Source organism: Bacillus sp. SRB3LM, assembly GCF_015712745.1.
Taxonomy (GTDB): Bacteria; Bacillota; Bacilli; order Bacillales; family Bacillaceae_G; genus Bacillus_A; species Bacillus_A thuringiensis_K.
In genome coordinates this window covers 186776-208217 of sequence record NZ_VWVQ01000067.1, presented here as the reverse complement: position 1 = coordinate 208217, position 21442 = coordinate 186776, and the positions used below count along the sequence as shown (strand labels likewise).

Below are 21442 nucleotides of genomic sequence, written 5' to 3'. Positions count from 1 at the left end.
ATGGGAGACGTTATTGATATATATGGTTTATCACCTTTGCAAAAAGGAATACTGTTTCATACTTTATACGATCAAGATGATGAACATTCTTTTTCCTATATTGTACAAGTAGGTTTCTTGCTCGGGGGGAAATTGGATGTTGATACTTTTGAAAAGGCTTGGGAATATGTTATTAATCGACATGAGGTTTTACGTTCAGTATTTGTATGGGAGGAAGTAGAAAAGCCACTACAAGCAGTTTACGAACGTCTTCCTTTTACTATTCATCAAGAGGATTGGAGTGCCCATTCGCATGAGGAAAGGGAGGAGAAATTACAACAGTTTTTGACTGCAGATCGTAGGAAAGGATTTTTATTGGATGAAGCACCATTGATGAGAGTCGCTGCGATTAAAGAAGCAAAAGAGGAAACGAGAATTATCTGGACACATCATCATATTTTGCTAGACGGATGGAGTGTGTCACTGGTCTTTAGTGAAGTGATGGAAGTTTATCTCAAGATGATAAAGGGAGAATTATTGAATCTTCCTAAATCTCTTCCTTATAAAAAATATATCCAGTGGATAAATAAACAAGATCAAAGTCTAGCAGAGGAATTTTGGAAAGAAGAATTAAAAGGGTTCTATGCACCTACTCCATTAGCAATGGAAAGAAAGGATCAAGGACAAGAGAAGGGTTATGGAGAGTGTGCTTATCAAGTATCTGAGGAACTTACGGAGAGTTTACAAAAGTGGGTACGAAATAGTCGATTAACGTTGAATACGTTAGTACAAGGTGCATGGGCTTATTTGATGAGTAGGTATAGCGGTGACAGTGACGTCGTATTTGGCGTAACTAGCGCTGGACGTCCTACTGATTTAATAGGAGCAGAGAATATGGTGGGGCTATTTATTAACACATTACCTACCAGAATTCGATTAACGGATAATACATCAGTAGTAGATTGGCTTCGTAAAATACAAATGAAAGAAATGGAACGAAGACAGTATGAGTATAATTCGTTGATAGATATTCAAGGCTGGAGTGAGGTTCCGCGAAATAGCTCCTTATTTCATACCTTGTATGTGTTTGAAAATTATCCAATTCAAGGTGAGAGAAATGATGATTTAAGATTACTAGATGTTACAAGCACGGAACAAACAAATTATCCTTTAACACTCATTGTAATGCCCGGTAAGAAAATTACTTTAAAGTTGATGTATGATCGAAGCTATTTTAATGAAGAAACAATAAATCGGATTCAGAATCATTTATTGCAAATATTAATTCAGATGACGAAAAGCCTAGATTCAAAACTATTTGAAATTACTCATTTAACAGAAGAAGAACAGATACAGTTACTAGAGGAATGGAATCATACTCAATTTAATTATTCGGCTGAAGGCATGATTCATACGATGTTTGAGGAGCAAGTTAAAAAAACACCGGAAGCAATCGCGGCTAGTTACGAAAATGAACAAATTACCTATAAAGAGTTGGAGAAGCGTGCAAATCAGCTAGCTCATTATCTACAAAAGCATGGTGTAGGCCCAGAGTCTCTAGTTGGGGTATATATGGAACGTTCATTACAAATGATGATAGCGTTATTAGGTATTCTAAAATCAGGAGCAGCGTATGTTCCACTTGACCCTACTTATCCAGAAAGTCGACTTCGATATATATTAGAGGATGCTGGAATCGAAGTACTAGTGACGGAAGAAAATTCTAAAAATTTGTTTGTATCTGAAAAAATAGAAACGATTTGTATGAATAAAGATTACACTGCAATTGAAAAAGAAGAATCAACCCCATGCATAAGTGGTGTAACAGGAGAAAATTTAGCGTATGTTATGTATACTTCAGGATCTACAGGGAATCCAAAGGGAGTAATGATTGAGCATCATTCAGTAATTAATTATCTAGAATGGATGCAACATAAATATCCGCTTTCTGAAAAGGATGTGGTCTTGCAGAAAACGCCATTCTCATTTGATGTCTCTGTTTGGGAATTGTTTTGGGGCATTCACGTTGGTGCAAGTGTATCTTTCTTACCTCCAGGTGGAGAAAAAGATCCTTCTATTATAGCTGAAGTGATTAAACAACATCAGGTTACTATAGTTCAATTTGTACCTTCGATGTTATCTGTTTTCTTAGATCACTTCAATCATATTGAATTGAACATGAATTGTTCCTCTGTACGCCATGTATTTTCTGGTGGAGAAGAACTAAGTTCAGGGTTAGTTAGACGATTTCAGCAGAAATGGAATTATAGTGGACAAGTGAAATTAACCAACTTTTATGGACCAACTGAAGCCACTATTTATATGAATGCATTTGATATCCAGCCTAATCAAGAATTTGTTTCTATTGGGCAGCCAATACAGAACACGCAATTATATGTATTAGACCAAAACCAACGCTTGCAATCAATAGGAACTGAGGGTGAGTTATATATTGGTGGTGCTGGTTTAGCGCGTGGATACTTAAATCGTCAGAATCTTACTGCTGAAAAATTCATTTCGCACCCATTTCGATTGGGGGAACGACTATATAGAACAGGAGATTCAGTAAGATATCTAACTGATGGAAATATAGAATTTATAGGTAGAATGGATCATCAAGTCAAAATGCGTGGTTTTAGGATTGAATTAGGAGAAATTGAAGCAACTTTAGAAAAATGTTCGTTTATTAAAGAGGCTGTCGTATTAGTTAGAGAAGATCGTCCAGGTGATCAACGATTGGTTGCATATGTAATAAGCGATGGAAATACCGAGGAGTGGAGAGAGTATTTACAAAACCAATTACCGAATCATATGATTCCAGCGCACTATATAGAGTTAGAACACTTCCCGCTTACTCCGAATGGGAAAATTGACCGAAAGGCCTTGCCAGCACCTGATGAGCAAGCTATTGAAGATTTAAATGTGCTACCTCGGACGCCATCGGAAGAGCTTATTGCCTCGGTTTGGAGTCAAGTGTTAGGAACAGAAAATATTGGCATTCAAGATTCCTTCTTTGAACGTGGTGGGCACTCTCTACTTGCTACTCAAATCGTCTCTAGATTGCAAGAACTGTTCCAAATTAAAATTCCATTACGTGAACTTTTCAAGCACGATACAGTGGAAGCATTGGCGAAACGAGTGGATCAGTTACGAAAAGAAGATAAAAAACGAGAGGTTGCTCCTCTTGTACCTATGAAACGAGAAGAAGTTATCCCACTTTCCTATGCGCAGAAACGTCTATGGTTTATTGATCAATTAATGCCAAATAGTGCTATGTACAATATTCATGCAGCGTGTCGCTTAACAGGTAAATGGTCAATTGAAGCATTGGAGGTCGGATGGAATCAATTGTTGGAGCGTCATGAATCATTAAGGACGACAATTCTAGAACGAGAGGGTGAACCTTTTCAACAAGTTCAATCTCCTGTGTTCAGACATATTCCTCAAACGAATCTAACAGATCTTTCTTTGGAAGATAGGGAAAGAGAAATGAAACGCCTTATTCAAAACGAGGCGGAGGCACCATTTCATTTTGGACAAGGTCCTCTAATTCGAACACGCATATTGAAAGTGGACAGGGAAGAATGGGTTCTCATTTGTACGATGCATCATATCATTTCAGATGGATGGTCAATGGGAATCTTACTTAAAGAATGGATGGCTTTTTATGAAGGAGCACTAACCGGAAAACCAGTGGAATTGAAGGAGTTATCTATCCAATATGCAGATTTTGTCATGTGGCAGAAGGAATGGCAAAAAGAGGAGAATTTGAATCAGCACCTTCAATATTGGAAGGAAGAATTATCTGGGGAACTACCGATTTTACAATTACCGATGGATCGTCCACGACCTGCAGTTCAAACCCATCGTGGTGCAAGTCAGTCCTTAATAGTGGCGAATTCCCTACAGGAGAAGCTCAAAGATTTAAGTTTGCAAGAAGGATGCACTTTATTTATGACATTGATGGCAGCGTATCAAAGCTTCCTTTCTCGTTATACAGGACAGGACGACATTATAGTTGGAAGCCCAATCGCTAATCGAAATGTGAAAGAGATTGAGGGATTAATAGGTTTCTTTGCAAATACGTTAGTTTATCGAGCTGATTTCAGTGAAAATCCGACGTTCCAAGAACTTTTGTCGCAGGTAAGAAAAAAAGCGCTAAAAGCATACGAGCATCAGGACATCCCATTTGAGAAAGTGGTAGAATCCGTAAAACCTGAACGGAATACAAGTCATTCACCAATATTTCAAACTATGTTTACTTTACAGAATATGAAACAAGAATTTCTTCAGCTATCTGAAAGACAAATGGAACTCATGGAAAGCCATGCTTCTGTTGCCAAATTTGATTTGAGTTTATTTGCTTCTGAGACGGAAGAAGGATTATCACTAACCTTTGAATATAATACTGATTTGTTTAATGATACAACCATTGAACGTATGACAAGTCATTTTAAACATTGGTTAAATCAAATTGTCTCTCATCCAAAATGTGTCCTATCAGAACTGAATATGTTATCGAAAGTAGAATATAAGCAACTACTAGAGGAATGGAATAAATCGCGTGTTATAGATATGGAAGAAAGTACGATTCATACAATGTTTGAAGAACAAGTGGAAAAAACACCAGAAGCAATTGCAGTAGTGTGCGAAGATGAAGAACTAACATATCGAGAGTTGGACGAACGCTCGAATCAGTTGGCACATTATTTACAAAAAAATGGTGTAACATGCGAATCATTAGTTGGGATTTGCGTTACACGTTCATCCGAGATGATTGTCGGTCTCTTAGGGATTATGAAGGCAGGAGGAGCATATGTCCCAATTGATCCAACGTATCCGGAAAGTCGACTGCAGTACATTTTAGAAGATGCTCAAATAAAGGTACTGGTGACACAGGAAAAGTTACAACAAAAAATGGTTATACCTACATTCGTCAACGTCATTTGTATTGATCGTAATCGAGCAGAAATAGAACAAGAAGTTACTACGGTATGCACGAGTGAAGCGACGGGTGATAACTTAGCTTATATTATCTATACTTCAGGTTCCACGGGAAATCCAAAGGGAGTAATGATTGAGCACAGAAATACAGTAACAATGATTCATTGGGCGCATCATACGTATTCTCGAAAGGAATTAGCGGGAGTATTAGCTTCAACTTCACTATCTTTTGATTTATCCGTTTTTGAAGTATTTGTTCCCTTAACGATGGGTGGTAAGGTGATTGTCGCTGAAAATGCTCTACATCTAGACAAGTTGTCTACCAAAGGTGTGACTTTGGTTAATACTGTGCCATCGGCAGCAAAGGAACTGGTTCGAGCAAAAACAATTCCTTCTTCAGTAAAGGTAATGAATTTGGCTGGAGAACCGTTACCATATCCGCTTGTTCAAGATTTATACGAGAGAAGTACGATTGAGAAGGTGTTCAACTTATATGGACCGTCTGAAGATACTACGTATTCCACGTATATGGAATTAGAAAAGGGTGTCATGCATAGGGTACCACCAATTGGTAAACCAATCTTCAATACAGAAGTATATGTATTGAGTGCTGAACAAAAAATGGTTCCAATTGGTGTAGTTGGTGAGTTGTACATTGGTGGATCAGGGTTAGCACGTGGATATTTAAAACGCCCTGACTTAACGAAAAATCGATTTATAACGCATCCGTTTAAAGAAGACGAGCGAGTATACCGGACTGGAGATCTAGTAAGGTATTTGCCGGATGGAAATTTGGAGTATGTTGGACGAATTGATCATCAGGTGAAAATTCGTGGGTTCCGGATTGAACTAGGAGAAATCGAAGCGGTATTACAAAAGCATACATTAGTTAACGAAGCTATTGTGATGGTGCGGGAAGATTATCCTGGCGATCCACGTTTGATTGCCTATGTTGTAGGAGACGGGGATGCTCAAAAGTGGCGTGATTATCTCAAGGAACAACTACCAAACTATATGATTCCATCCTATTTTGTTGGATTAAATGCATTTCCACTCACTCCTAATGGGAAAATTGATAGGAAGGCTTTACCAGCACCAGAGAAGCAGGAGATAGCAAGTTGTTATATTGCTCCTCGTACGTCTACGGAAAAAACAATTGTTTCGATATGGCATGAAGTTTTAGGTATGGAAAACATCGGAATTCAAGATTCGTTTTTTGAAATTGGTGGACATTCATTACTTGCTACGCAAGCTGTTTCCAATCTTAAAGAGGCTTTTGGAATCGAGATACCATTGCATGATTTATTTATATTTCATACGGTGCAGCAATTGGCAGAACAGATTGATCAATTGCTCGATAACAAAAATCAAGAAATGCAGAATGATAGTAAGGAGAATGTAAGTCTTCAAGACTATATTCAAAAAGAAGCAGAAGTCAGTAATGATGAAGAATTACTAGAACTGCTTAAGCAATTAGAAGAGCTATCAGAGGAAGAAGCACATGGGATATTCGAGAGTAATTTGATTGAGGAAGGGGTAAAAAAATGAGAAGTGATTTACTTGCAAAGCTGAGTTCACTTTCTCCTGAGAAGAGAGCATGGCTTCAGAAGCAAATGCAAAAAAAGGAGAATAAAGAAGCACTCCCGTTGTCTTATGCACAACAACGTTTGTGGTTTATGGACAGATTTAACCCAAACAGTTCTTTATATAATATTCCAACAGTATGGCATCTAAAAGGAAATTGGATACCTGAAGCATTAGAGAAGGGATTCAATCGACTCATTGAACGTCATGAATCATTACGAACTGTTTTTAAAGAAATAGGAGAACAGCCTGTGCAACAAATTGTCGAATTCCTTCCTAGAGCATTACCTGTAAGGGATTACTCTCAACTTCCTCTAGAAGTAAAAGAAAAAGAGGTAAATAGTTTAATTGCGAGCGAAGCGCAAGAACCATTTGATTTAATGAATGGTCCTTTAATTCGTAATCAGCTTGTTCAATTAGAGAAGGATGAATGGTTATTACTGTGTACGATGCATCATATTATTTCTGATGCTTGGTCCATTGGTATATTCATGAATGAATGCCTTGCTTTCTATGAAGAAGAAACGGGTGGAAATCCTGCTAAATTAAGTTCATTATCTATTCAATATGCAGACTTTGCGAAGTGGCAAAAGGGGTGGTTGCAAGGTGATGTGCTAAATCGTCAGCTTACGTATTGGCAGGAAGAATTGTCTGGTGAGCTTCCTATCTTACAACTGCCAGTGGATCGACCTCGACCGGTTAAGCAGACTTACTCTGGGGCTGCGCATCACGTGATTTTTCCTTATAAATTGCTCAGTCAATTGAAGGATATAAGCCGACAAGAAGGATCCACTTTATTTATGACTTTAATGGCCGCATACCAGAGCTTTCTTGCTCGTTATACGGGACAAAAAGATATTCTAGTTGGTAGCCCGATTGCAAATCGGAACCATAAGGGAGTAGAAGGATTAATTGGTTTCTTTGTTAATACGTTGGTTTATCGATCAGATTTGAGTGGCACCCCTACCTTTCGGGAGATTTTGAACCAAACAAAGAAAAAAGCGTTAAAAGCTTACGAATATCAAGATATACCATTTGAAAAAGTGGTAGAAGCTGTGCAACCTGAACGAAGCATGAGTCATTCCCCTATATTTCAGACCATGTTTACGCTACAGAATATAAAACAAGAACGACTAGATTTGCCTGATAGAAGTATTGAAATGGTAGAAAGTAATATGTCTATTGCTAAATTTGATTTGAGCTTAACTGCCTATGAAGTGGAAGAAGGTCTATTCGTCTCATTTGAATACAACACGGATTTATTTGATAGTAGTACCATTGCACGTATGGCAGGACATTTTGAGAACTGGCTAAATGAAATCACGTATCATCCAGATGAATCATATACAAAGCTGTCAATGTTATCGGATACTGAGCAAAAACAACTCCTAGAAGAATGGAATGATACGGACGTAGTTTATGGTCATGATTGTATGATTCATGAGCTATTTGAGCAGCAAGTTGCACGGACACCTGACGCAGTGGCGGTAGTTTATGAGGGTGGAAAGCTAACGTATCAAGAACTAAATGAAAAATCGAATCAATTGGCACATTTTCTACAAAAACGAGGTATCGGACCTGAATCATTGGTTGGTATATGTATTGAACGTTCTCCTGATATGATTATCGGTCTCTTTGGGATTTTGAAGGCAGGTGGGGCTTATGTCCCACTGGACCCAAGTTATCCTGAAAACCGCCTGAGATATATTTTGGAGAATTCACAAATTCAAGTGCTGTTAACAAAAGAGGCACTACAGGACTGGTTACCTAAAGATATTCAAGCAATTTGTTTAGACCGGGATCAAGTGATGATTTCTAAAGAGAGTAATTTAGCTCCGGTAAGTGGAGTAACAGCAAATAACTTAGCCTATATTATATACACTTCGGGTTCGACGGGAAATCCAAAGGGGGTAATGATTGAACATCATTCCGTTATCAACCGCCTACAGTGGATGCAGAAAAAATACCCATTGTCCGAGGAGGATACAATCCTACAAAAGACACCGTTTTCATTTGATGTTTCTGTATGGGAATTATTTTGGTGGTCATTTGTAGGAGCACGTGTTTGTTTACTTCCACCAGGAGGAGAGAAAGATCCTGCGGTGATTGAGGAGTATATTGAACGATATCGCGTGTCCACCATACACTTTGTTCCGTCGATGTTATCTACTTTTTTAGATTATATGGAACTATATAATTCGAAAAGGGATGTATCGTCTTTAATTCAAGTTTTCACTAGTGGAGAAGCGTTAAACACTGAGCATGTTCGCCGGTTTAAGGGGATCTTTTACAATGTTCAGCAAACAAAGTTAATTAACTTGTATGGTCCTACTGAAGCGACTGTGGATGTGACTTATTACAATTGTGATTTAGAAAAAGAAGCAATGATTATTCCGATTGGTCGTCCAATTGATAATACAGAGTTGTATGTGTTAGATCAATATCAACAAGTAGTCCCGATTGGTGTGGCAGGGGAACTTTACCTTGGAGGAGTAGGATTGGCACGTGGCTACTTCAATCGACCGGATTTAACTACTGAACGTTTTATTCCGCATCCTTTTAAGGACGGGGAACGATTATATCGAACGGGTGACTTGGTGAGATATATGAATGATCGTAACTTAGAATATATTGGAAGAATAGATAACCAAGTTAAAATTAGAGGATTCCGAATTGAATTGGGAGAAATTGAAGCAGCTTTACATGATCACTCATCTGTAAAAGAGGCAGTCGTGTTGGTGAAGGAAGAACGACCAGGAGATAAGCAGTTAGTAGCTTATGTAGTGGGTGAAGGGGATGCTGGAGAATGGCGTGAATATCTCAAGAAGCAATTACCACATTATATGGTTCCGGCATACTTTTTCCAAATTGAAGGTATGCCACTCACTCCAAATGGTAAAGTGAATCGGAAAGCATTATTGGAATTAGAAGAACAGTTCATAAGTGAAGATATTACTTCATCACGAACACCAGTGGAGGAGCTCATCGTTTCCGTTTGGAGCCAAGTGTTAGGAATAAAAAATATTAGTGTTCAGGATTCCTTTTTTGAAATCGGTGGTCATTCACTACTAGCTACTCAAGTAGTGTCACGTTTACAGAGAATTTTTCAAATCGAATTACCAGTACGTGAACTATTTGAATATACAACGGTGGAGTCACTGGCAAAGCGATTAGAACAGTTACGTAAAGGAGATAAAAAACGAGAGATTCCGCCACTAATACCAATGAAACGAGGAGAAGCTATTCCACTATCTTATGCCCAACAACGTTTATGGTTTATTGATCAATTTACACCTAATAGTGCCCTTTACAATATGCCAATGGTATGCCGTCTTACAGGGAATTGGCTACTTGAAGCATTGGAAACGGGATGGAATCAACTAATAGAACGTCATGAATCACTGCGGACGGTCTTTCAAGAGGTGAATGGTCAACCCGTACAGCAAATTGAACCGTATGCTTTTCAATCAATTCCGAAAACGGATTTAACTATGCTTTCTTCTGAAGATCAAGAAGAAGAAGTTAAACGTTTAATTCAACAAGAAACAGAAGTACCATTTGATTTAACAGAGGGTCCATTAATCAGGACAAGTATTTTGCACGTGGGAGAGGAAGAATGGATACTCCTTTGTACTCTACATCATATCATTTCAGATGGATGGTCAATGGGAATCCTACTTGAAGAATGGATGGCATTTTATGAGAAAGCAACGGATGGAAAGGTAGCGGAACTTGAACCATTACCGGTTCAATATGCCGACTTTGCTCAGTGGCAAAAGGGATGGCTAAAGGAGGAGGTGCTTGATCAACAACTCCAATATTGGAGGGAAGAATTGTCTGGGGAGCTTCCTGTACTCCAACTTCCTGTGGATCGCCCGCGTCCCGCAATACAAACACATCACGGGTCGACATACACTCTGGTTCTGCCAAGCACGCTACATGATAAATTGAATGAACTTAGTCGAAAAGAAGGGGCTACACTCTTCATGACGCTTTTAGCTGCATATCAAAGTTTTCTATCTCGTTATACGGGACAAGAAGACATTCTGGTCGGAAGCCCAATTGCGAATCGGAATTATAGAGAAATTGAAGGACTAATTGGTTTCTTCGTTAACACGCTGGTTTATCGAGCTAATTTGAGTGGTAGACCGACATTTCAAGATGTACTGTATCAGGTTCGTCAAAAGGCATTGAAGGCGTATGAATATCAAGATATTCCATTTGAAAAAATTGTAGAAGTTGTGCAACCGGAGCGAAGTACAAGTCATTCGCCAATTTTCCAGACTATGTTCATCTTGCAAAATATGAAACAAGAGTTACCGGTGTTATCTAGTAGAAGTATTGAAATGATAGAAAGCCATAGTCCAATTGCAAAGTTTGATTTAAGTGTAATGGCAGTTGAGACGGAAGAGGGATTACTTTTTACTTTTGAGTACAATAAGGATTTATTCAATGCTACTACTATTGAACGGATGGCAGGACACTTTGAGAAATGGCTACATGAAGTTTCTCATCGCCCACAAAATCCGTTGCATGACCTGAGCATGCTATCAGAAACCGAGCGTACTTTGTTATTAGAAACATGGAATGACACTGTAATGGAAATGTCTCATCAGGGTCTTATTTGCGACAAATTTGAGGGGCAAGTAGCAAGGCGTCCTGATGCGATTGCGGTAGTTGATCAAACAAAACAGTGGACTTATGGTGAATTGGATACACAAGCAAATCAGTTGGCAAATGTTTTACAGCGAAAGGGAGTAGCTCCAGAGTCAGTGGTAGGGGTTTATCTTCCGAGATCAGCTGAGCTGATGGTAAGTTTACTAGGCATTTTAAAAGCTGGTGGAGCTTATGTCGTTTTAGATCCGTTGTATCCAAAATCAAGGTTAGAATACATGATTGAAGATGCAGGAATTCAATTTGTAGTGACGGCGGAAGGACAAGACGGACATTTCGCACACGTCGAAATGGTGAGGTTAGAAGAATTAACGGTGGAAAGCGTAATCGCACCTACACGTCAAATAAATCCAGAGAACTTAGCCTATATTGTTTATACCTCTGGTTCTACAGGAAAACCGAAGGGTGTAATGGTTGAATATCGCTCATTAATGAATATGGTTTCTTGGCATCAGGAAGTTTATCATATTTCAGCAGAGGATCGTGCGACTCAGATTGCAGGGGTTGCTTTTGATTCGGCTGTCCAGGAGATTTGGCCGTATCTAACTGCTGGCGCAGCGCTCTACTTGTCAACAGAGGAACTGAGAATTAATCCAGAAGCACTAAGGGACTGGCTCATTGATTCACGAATAACAGCTAGCTTTGCACCTACGCCTATTCTGGAAAGACTCTTGAAATTATCTTGGCCAGATAAAACGGATCTTCGTTTTATCATTACTGGTGGGGATCAATTAACGCAGTATCCATCTAACGATATTCCTTTTGCGGTAATTAATCAGTATGGTCCATCGGAGAATACCGTTGTTACCACAGATTGTTATGTACCTGTAGGAGTGACAACAGGTACGCCATCGATTGGTCGACCGATTGCGAATACAGAAGTTTATGTGTTAGATTCTCATCTTCAGCTAGTACCAACTGGTGTAATTGGAGATCTCTATATCGGAGGGAAGAGTCTTGCACGTGGATATGCTAATCGTCCGGATCTTACAAAGGAAAAATTTATTCCACATCCTTTCAAGTCAGGAGAACGTCTCTATTATACAGGAGACAAAGCAAGTTATCTTTCTGATGGTAATCTCCAGTTCCATGGACGTATAGATGACCAAGTGAAAATTCGTGGTTTCCGGATTGAATTGGGAGAAATAGAAGCTGTTTTGCAGGCGCATTCTTCTGTGAAAGAAGCTGTTGTATTGGTGCGAGAGGATAATCAAGGTGATAAGAGATTAGTAGCTTATGTAGTTGGTGAAGGAAGTGTCCATGAATGGCGAGAACATCTACAAACACATTTACCTAATTACATGGTTCCAACAAACTTTATTGAGATGGAATTTTTACCACTTACACCGAATGGAAAACTTGATTTGAAGGCATTGCCTATACTTAGTGAACAATCCGCTGAAAATACTGTATACCCAAGAACTCCGCTGGAAGAACTTATTGCTTCAGTGTGGAGTCAAGTGCTAGGAATAAGAGGCATTGATGTTCAGGATTCTTTCTTTGAGCTCGGTGGTCACTCTCTACTTGCTACACAAGTGGTCTCACGCTTACAGGAAGTCTTTCAAATCAAATTGCCAGTACGTGAACTGTTCGAATATTCAACGGTCGAGGCATTATCGAAACGAATAGATCAGTTACGTAAGGGGAGCGAAAAACGAGAAATTCCACCATTGATGCCGATGGAACGAGGGGGAAATATTCCACTGTCTTATGCCCAACAGCGCTTATGGTTTATTGAACAATTTGCACCTAATAGTGCACTTTATAATATGCCGATGGTATGCCGGCTTACAGGGAATTGGTTACCTGAGGCATTGGAGTTGGGATGGAATCAGTTGATAGAGCGTCATGAATCTTTGCGGACTGTATTTTATGAAGAGGATGGCCATCCTGTGCAGCAGATTCAAACGTACGTTTTCCGTCCGCTTCTGCAAATGGACTTAAATAAGCTTTCATTAGAGGAGCGAGAAAGAAAGTTGGAGCAATGGATTCAAACTGAAGTCGAATCTCCATTTGATTTAGAACAAGGGCCATTATTCCGTGGGAAACTCATAAGAATTTCAGAAGAAGAATGGGTTCTTCTGTGTAATATGCATCATATTATCTCGGATGGGTGGTCGATGGAAATCTTGCTTCAAGAATGGATGGCATTTTATGAGAATGCGATTGGTGAAAAACAAGCAGAGCTGGAACCACTACAAGTTCAATATGCCGATTTTGCTCAGTGGCAAAGAGACTGGTTGAAAGATGAAGTACTATATCAACAGCTTGCATATTGGAAGGAAGAATTATCTGGTGAGTTACCAGTCTTAATGTTGCCAATGGATCGTCCGCGTCCGCCAGTGCAAACCCATCATGGATTAACTCATAATGTTTTGTTGTCACGCTCATTACTGGATAAATTAAACGAACTAAGTCGTCAAGAAGGGGCCACACTTTTCATGACCTTATTGGCATCGTATCAAAGTTTCCTTGCTCGTTATACGGGACAAACGGATATTATTGTTGGTAGCCCAATTGCAAATCGAAATTATCGAGAAATTGAGGGGCTGATTGGTTTCTTTGTCAACACTTTGGTTTATCGAGCTGATTTAAGTAATGCACCGGCATTTCAAGAGTTGTTGTCTCAAGTGCGGATAAAAGCATTGAAGGCGTATGAGTATCAAGATGTTCCGTTTGAGAAAATTGTAGAGGTTATCCAACCTGAACGAAATACAAGCCATTCCCCGATTTTTCAAACCATGTTTACTTTGCAAAATACGGGACAGAAGCTACCAGAATTACATGGAAGAAATATAGAAGTAATGGAAAGTAATGCTCCGATCACTAAGTTTGATTTAAGTTTAACTGCTGCAGAAGTGGAAGAGGGTTTATTACTTACTTTTGTTTATAGAACTGATTTATTTGACAGCTTAACTATTGAATCCATGGCTGAACATTTTGGGAACTGGTTGAATGTAATCGTGGAGAATCCTGATAAATCATTAGCTAAGTTGCCTATATTATCAGGATTACAGCAAAAACAGTTGGAGGAGTGGAATAATAATAATGTAGCATATCCACAGGAAAGTACGATTCATCAGCTGTTTGAAGAGCAAGTAAATCGTACACCTGATGCGGTAGCAGTGGTAGATGAAAAACAGCAGTTAACATATCGAGAGCTGAATGAAAAAGCTAATCAATTGGCCCACTATCTTCAGCAATGTGGGATTGGGACTGAATCATTAGTTGGAATTTGCTTTGAGCGTTCAGTTGAGATGATTGTTAGTATTATGGGGATCTGGAAGGCTGGAGCAGCATATGTTCCATTGGACCCATCATATCCAGAAAGTCGCCTACGATATATTTTGGAGGACACTGAAATTCAAGTATTAGTTACGAATGAGTCATTGGAAGGCTGGATACCCAAAGAAGTCAAGGCAGTTTGTCTAGATAGGGATCAGGCAATGATTTCAAAAGAAAGCATTTTTTCACCAAAATGTGAAGTAACAGGAGAAAACCTAGCGTATGTTATCTATACTTCGGGATCGACGGGGAATCCAAAGGGTGTCTTGATACAGCATCATTCTGTACTAAACTTGTCGCATGGTTTACAAAAAGAGGTTTTCGAACATGAGATACCATCTAACATGCATGTCGGTTTAAATGCGTCAATTGCCTTTGATGCATCTATTCAGCAATTACAAATGCTGCTTTATGGTTCAAGTTTGTATATTATTCCGAATGAAGTACGAAGTGATCCGGAACAGTTTGTAGCTTATATTAGGGAGAACAAGTTAGCAATCTTTGATATAACGCCTTCAATGCTTCAATTACTTATAGATGCCGGATTGTTAGAAACGTACGATGGCGTTCATGTTCCAAGTAAGGTATTGGTTGGCGGCGAAGCAATTATGCCGTCATTATGGGAACAGCTAGTAGAGACTGATAAAATGGAGTTTTATAATGTATATGGTCCTACAGAATGTACGGTTGATGCAACATGCTATCATATTAAAAAAGATAGTAAGAGAGTAACAATTGGGCGTCCATTGCCTAACATCCAAACTTATGTATTAGATAGAAATAGGTTGCCAGTTCCAGTTGGTGTGATGGGGGAACTTTATATCGGAGGAGCAGGTCTAGCAAGGGGGTACTTGAATCGTCCAGAGTTAACATCCGAACGATTTATTTCTCATCCATTCAAAGAAGGCGAGAGGTTATATAGAACAGGTGATCTTGTGAGATATCTTCCTGATGGTAATATAGCCTACTTAGGAAGAATGGATAATCAAGTGAAGATTAGAGGATTTCGAATTGAACTTGGAGAGATTGAGTCGACCTTACAGGAGCATTACTTAGTAAAAGAGGCAGTTGTAATGGTTAGGGAAAATCAGTCGGGAGATAAGAGGCTGGTAGCTTATGTAGTGGGCGAAGGCAGTTTAGAAGAATGGCGAGAGTATCTTAAAACAAAACTGCCAATCCATATGATACCTTCCTACTTTGTCGAAATGAAAGAATTACCGCTAACCATAAATGGAAAGGTTGATCGGAAATCGTTACCTATACCAGATTATCAAGGAACAAAAGAAGGATACGTGGCCCCAAGAAATGAACGTGAACATAGGCTTTCTATCATTTGGGAACGTGTGCTAGGTTCAAAACGTATTGGTATGAATGATAACTTCTTTGAAATTGGTGGAGATTCAATTCTTAGCATTCAGATTGTCTCGCGCGCGAAGCAAGTTGGTTTACAATTGACACCAAAACAAATATTTGAACACCAAACGATTGCTGAGTTGGCGCAAGTAGTCAAAGAAGAACAAGGTGTACAAGCTGAACAGGGAATTATAACTGGAGAGACGATACTTACACCTATTCAGCAAAGGTTTTTTGCACAAAATCATCCTAACCCACATCATTGGAATCAATCCATGTTCTTTAGAACGAAAGAGAAATTGGACATAGGATCACTGGAAAAGGCGGCAGGTAACCTTCTACTTCATCATGATGCTCTGCGTTTAAGATATGAACGTTTGCCTAATGGGGTTTGGAAACAGTGGAATGAAGGAATAGAAGAACAATTGATGCTTACTGTCATTTCATTAGACGAAGTGCCGGAAGCTGATTGGCATCAGGTTATTCAAAAAGAGATTAATGTTGCACAAGAAAGTTTGAATTTACATGATGGTCCGCTAATGAGAATGGTGTATTTTGATGAAGGTGAGCACGCTGGCCGATTATTTTGGACAATTCATCATTTAGCCGTGGATGGTGTTTCTTGGCGAATTTTATTGGAAGATTTGCAAACAGCATATACGCAAGTAGTCCAAGGGCAGAAAATTCAATTACCTATGAAGAGTACATCTTTTAAAGAATGGTCGGAGAAATTACATCATTACGCTGAAACTGGACTATCAAAAGAAGTGCTACATTACTGGGAGGAGCAGGCTGAACAAGACGTAGTTAAATTGCCGGTAGATGGTACTATAAGTAATCCAGTAAGCGCAGTAACTGAGGAAATTACTGTGGTGTTAAATGAGAATGAGACCCGTATGTTATTGCAAGAGACTTTAAGCACTCACCGTGTCCAAATCAATGAAGTATTATTAGCAGCATTAGTACAAGCTACGGCAGCATGTACGGGGCAGCCGATATTGAGCGTAGATTTAGAGGGACATGGTCGAGAAGAGATTATTGAAGATGTTGATTTATCGAGAACTGTGGGATGGTTTACAAGTATTTACCCAGTTCATTTAAATATTACTAGTGCTAATACGCCAATTGAAGCATTAAAAGCAGTTAAAGAACAAGTTCGCAAAATTCCTAATAAGGGTGTTGATTATGGGGTGTTGCGTTACATGAGCGCAACAATGTGTGAGCAATTAAGCTCCCAATATACACCGTCTATTAGTTTTAACTATCTTGGACAATTTGACCAAATGTTTTCTAGCGATGCAATGTTTATTCCGGAGAACGAATTTAAGCGTTTAGATCATGCAGCCGGTTCCAAGCGATCGCATGTAATTGATGTAATTGGGGTTGTAACGGATGGAAAACTTCAGTTCACTTGGGTATACAATGTTGGACAATTTGCCAAATCAACGATTCAAAGTATTGCACAGAATATGCTATATCAACTGAGTACATTGATTCAATTTTCAGATAGAGAATCTGCACTGACCATTTCGGATTTTGCAATGGCTAATCTTAGCCAAGAAGGTTTGACAAATGTACTAAACAAAATGCATCGCGGAAAGAACAATCAGATTACTGATTTATATCCACTATCACCTTTGCAAGAAGGTATGATTTTCCACACATTGCATGACCAAGGGGATGAACATGTTGCACCGTATATAGTGCAATTGAGTTTTATGATTCGAGGAAAAATGAATATTCCTACATTTGAGCAGGCGTGGAAATCTGTAATTCAGCGGCATGAAATTTTTCGTACAGCATTTGTATGGGACGAAATTGAAGAACCTGTACAAGTGGTGTATGAAAATATCCCATTTAAAGTGAACAAAGAAGACTGGCGTACAATGACAAGTGAAGAGATAGAGGAAAAAAGAAAAGTCTTTTTGGCATTAGATCGAAAACAAGCCTTCCAATTTGATGAAGCACCATTGATGCGGGTAACAGTCATTCAAGAAGGTGAGGAAGAATATCGGATTGTTTGGACCCATCACCATATTTTACTGGATGGATGGAGTTTACCATTAGTATTTAATGAATTACTTACAGTCTATCAGAAGAGAATGAATGGAGAAGCTGTGAAGTTACCTAAGTCCTCACCATATAAGAAATATATCCAATGGTTAAGAGAGCAAGATAAGGAGCAGGCGGAACAATTCTGGAGAGAGAAGCTAAAAGGTTTTACTGCGCCAACTTTGCTGGGCTTAGAAAGTAAAGAGGAAGAAAAAGGTTACACAGAGAAGGTTACGTATTTATCAGAAGAGCAGACTCAAGCGTTACAAGGATGGGCGAAACGCAATAAACTTACTTTGAGTACAGTAATTCAAGGTGCATGGGCATATCTCATGAGCCGATATAGTGGAGAAAATGACATTGTTTTTGGTGTAACAAGCTCAGGGCGTTCTACGGAGATTATTGATGTTGAAAACATCGTAGGTCCTTTCATTACAACGTCACCGACGCGAATTCAATTGGTGGATGATATAAAATTAATAGATTGGTTGCAGAAGATACAAGAGGAAGAGATAGAAAGAAGACAATATGAGTATGCTTCTTTGACAGAGATTCAGGGGTGGAGTGAAGTTCCTAGAGGAATACCGCTGTTCAATAGTTTATATGTGTTTGAAAATTATCCAGTGAAAGAGGAGTCTTCAGAAAATCTGGAAATTGGTGAATTGGAAGGGGTAGAACAAACCCACTACCCATTAGGGTTAGCTGTAGTTCCAGGAATCCAGTTATCGTTAAAGTTAATGTATGACTGTAGTAAGTTTAATAGAGTAACCATTGAACGAATGCTGGGTCATTTACACCAAGTGTTAATGCAAATGCTCAAAAACATTGATCAAAATCTATCGGAGCTAGTATATATTACGGAAGCTGAACAAAGAAAGCTATTGGAAGAATGGAATAATAATACTATATCCTATCCACGTGAGAATGCAATCCATCAACTATTCGAAGAGCAAGTAAATCGTACGCCTGACGCGTTGGCAGTGGTAGATGAAAAACAGCAACTAACATATCGGGAGCTGAATGAAAGAGCTAATCAATTAGCCCATCATTTACAGAAATGTGGAATTGGGACAGAGTCATTAGTTGGCCTTTGCTTTGAGCGTTCAGTTGAGATGGTTGTTGGTCTCATGGGAATTTGGAAGGCTGGAGCAGCCTATGTTCCATTGGATCCATCGAATCCGGAAAGCCGCCTGCAATATATTTTAGAAGACACAGGAATTAAAGTGTTAGTTACAAATGAGGTATTACTAGGATGGATACCTAAAGACATCAAGACAGTTTGCCTAGATAGGGACCAAGCAATGATTTCTCAAGAAAGCAAACTTTCACCAATATGTGAGGTAACAGGGGAAAACTTAGCGTATGTTATCTATACTTCTGGTTCGACAGGGAATCCAAAGGGGGCTTTAGTACAGCACCATTCTGTAATAAACCTATCCTATGGTTTACAAAAAGAAGTTTTCTCACATGAGATACCTAGTAATATGCGCGTCGGTTTGAATGCATCAATTGCCTTTGATGTATCTATTCAGCAATTACAAATGTTGCTTTATGGTTCAAGTTTATATATTATCCCAAGTGAAGTTCGCACTAATCCGGAACAATTTGTATCCTATATTAGGGAGAATAAATTGGAAATGTTTGATATGACACCTTCATTGCTTCAATTACTTATAGATGAAGGATTGCTAGAAATAAGTGCAGATGTTCATGTACCAAGTAAGATATTAGTCGGTGGTGAAGCAATCATGCCATCATTATGGGAACAGCTAGTAGAGACCGAAAAAATTGATTTTTATAACGTCTACGGTCCTACAGAATGTACGGTTGATACAACGTGTTATCATATTCAAACAGATAGTAAGAGAGTTACAATTGGACGTCCGTTGCCGAACGTGCAAACTTATGTATTGGATAAAAATTTGTTACCTGTTCCAGTTGGTGTAACAGGTGAGTTATATATCGGTGGTGCAGGTATAGCGAGAGGATACTTGAATCGTCCAGAATTAACAGCAGAGCGATTTATCCGTCATCCATTTAATGAAGAAGAGCGTTTATATCGTACTGGAGATTTGGTTCGTTATTTACCTGATGGTAATTTAGATTACTTGAGAAGAATTGATAATCAAGTGAAAATTAGGGGCTTTCGTATTGAACTTGAAGAGATTGAAGCGAATCTAGAGAGGCATCCATTGGTAAAAGAAACAGTAGTTTTGGTAACAGAGGATAAATTAGGACAGCAGAGATTGGTTGCTTATGTAGTTGGAGATGGAAGTATGCATGATTGGCGTGAATATCTCAAGAGACAAGTACCGAATTATATGGTTCCCGCACACTTTATTAAGGTAGACGAGATTCCTCTTACAACGAATGGAAAAGTTGATCGAAAGGCATTGAACAATTTAACTATTCAAAGAGAAAATAACTTCTCTACACCAATCATTCCAAGGGATGAAATTGAATATCAGTTGATTAAAATCTGGCAGGATGTGTTACAGATAGAAGATGTGTATGTAAATGATGATTTCTTTAATAGAGGGGGACACTCTCTCCTTGTAATTAAATTAGTTTCAAAAATTAAGGAGAAGTTTGGAAAAGAGATTAAGGTGTCTACATTGGTTAAGAATCCAACAGTGGAAGGAATCGCATGCCTTATTCGTGATAAGCATGATATGACGAAATCGGTATCAGCGCTGGTTCCACTGCAAGAATCAGAAAAAAGACCTTTCTTCTGCGTTCATCCGTTTATGGGGAATGTATTTTGTTACATTCAACTAGCAAGATTGCTTAAGAACCATTGTTCATTTTATGGTTTACAGAATCCTCTTATAGAAAAGAAAGAAATTGACGAGTTAACTTTGCCGGAAGTAATTCAACTTTACATCGAAGAAATAAAACGTGTTCAGCCAGAAGGCCCATATCGTCTTGGAGGATGGTCTTTAGGCGGTGCAATTGCTTATGAAATCGCAACTGTGTTAAAGAATCAAGGTGAGGAAGTTGAGTTGTTGGTACTCATGGATACTAAAGTACCTTCAGAGCAGGACTATAAAACAACGGAGGATATGCTCTCATATATATATGAGCATCTCATTCCTAGAGATTTTACTGAGCAGGGGGAAGGCCTCTTCCATGAACAAGATATGCTTGTAGAGCGACTAATTATGGAGGGAGTACTCCCTCCTGATGCAGATCTTATGAATTTGAAGCAAGTTATCAATGCTCATAGGAAATGCCTGAACATAATGGCAGAGCATGACTTGATACCATACTTTGGGGAAGTTATCTACTTTAGTGCTGAGGAGGGAAAAGAGTTGTTTACAGATTGGGGACCTTTATTAAAAGGAAGAGTAAATAAGTATTCTGTCCCTGGATCACATGAAGAAATAGTGAGCTCCCCGGCAGTTGAAAAGATAGTTAAGTACCTATTAAATGAATTTGAAGGGATAAAAGAGAAATCCATTTTATTAACGGAAAAGTAGAGAGTATAAAAGATGCAACGCAATGAACGAAAAGGGTAGACCAATACCTGCATATCAAGTGCAGGGAATAATGAATATATTAAGAGCATTAC

General features: G+C 38.8%; 2 protein-coding genes. Both read left to right on the top strand.

Annotated elements, in window-relative coordinates; all coding sequences use genetic code 11:
• Nucleotides 1–6471 (top strand): non-ribosomal peptide synthetase, encoded by a 6471-nt coding sequence (locus F3I02_RS20730; RefSeq protein WP_196478352.1) that lies wholly within the window; start codon nt 1–3, stop codon nt 6469–6471.
• Nucleotides 6468–21350, top strand: a complete 14883-nt coding sequence (locus tag F3I02_RS20725; protein WP_196478351.1) for a non-ribosomal peptide synthase/polyketide synthase — start codon at nt 6468–6470, stop codon at nt 21348–21350. The genes F3I02_RS20730 and F3I02_RS20725 overlap by 4 nt, the downstream gene beginning before the upstream one ends.
• Nucleotides 21351–21442: the final 92 nt, after the last annotated feature.

Bases quoted from the DNA above. Each gene is read 5' to 3' on its own strand.
- F3I02_RS20730 (WP_196478352.1), top strand. From the start codon at position 1: ATGGGAGACGTTATTGATATATATGGTTTATCACCTTTGCAAAAAGGA.
- F3I02_RS20725 (WP_196478351.1), top strand. From the start codon at position 6,468: ATGAGAAGTGATTTACTTGCAAAGCTGAGTTCACTTTCTCCTGAGAAG.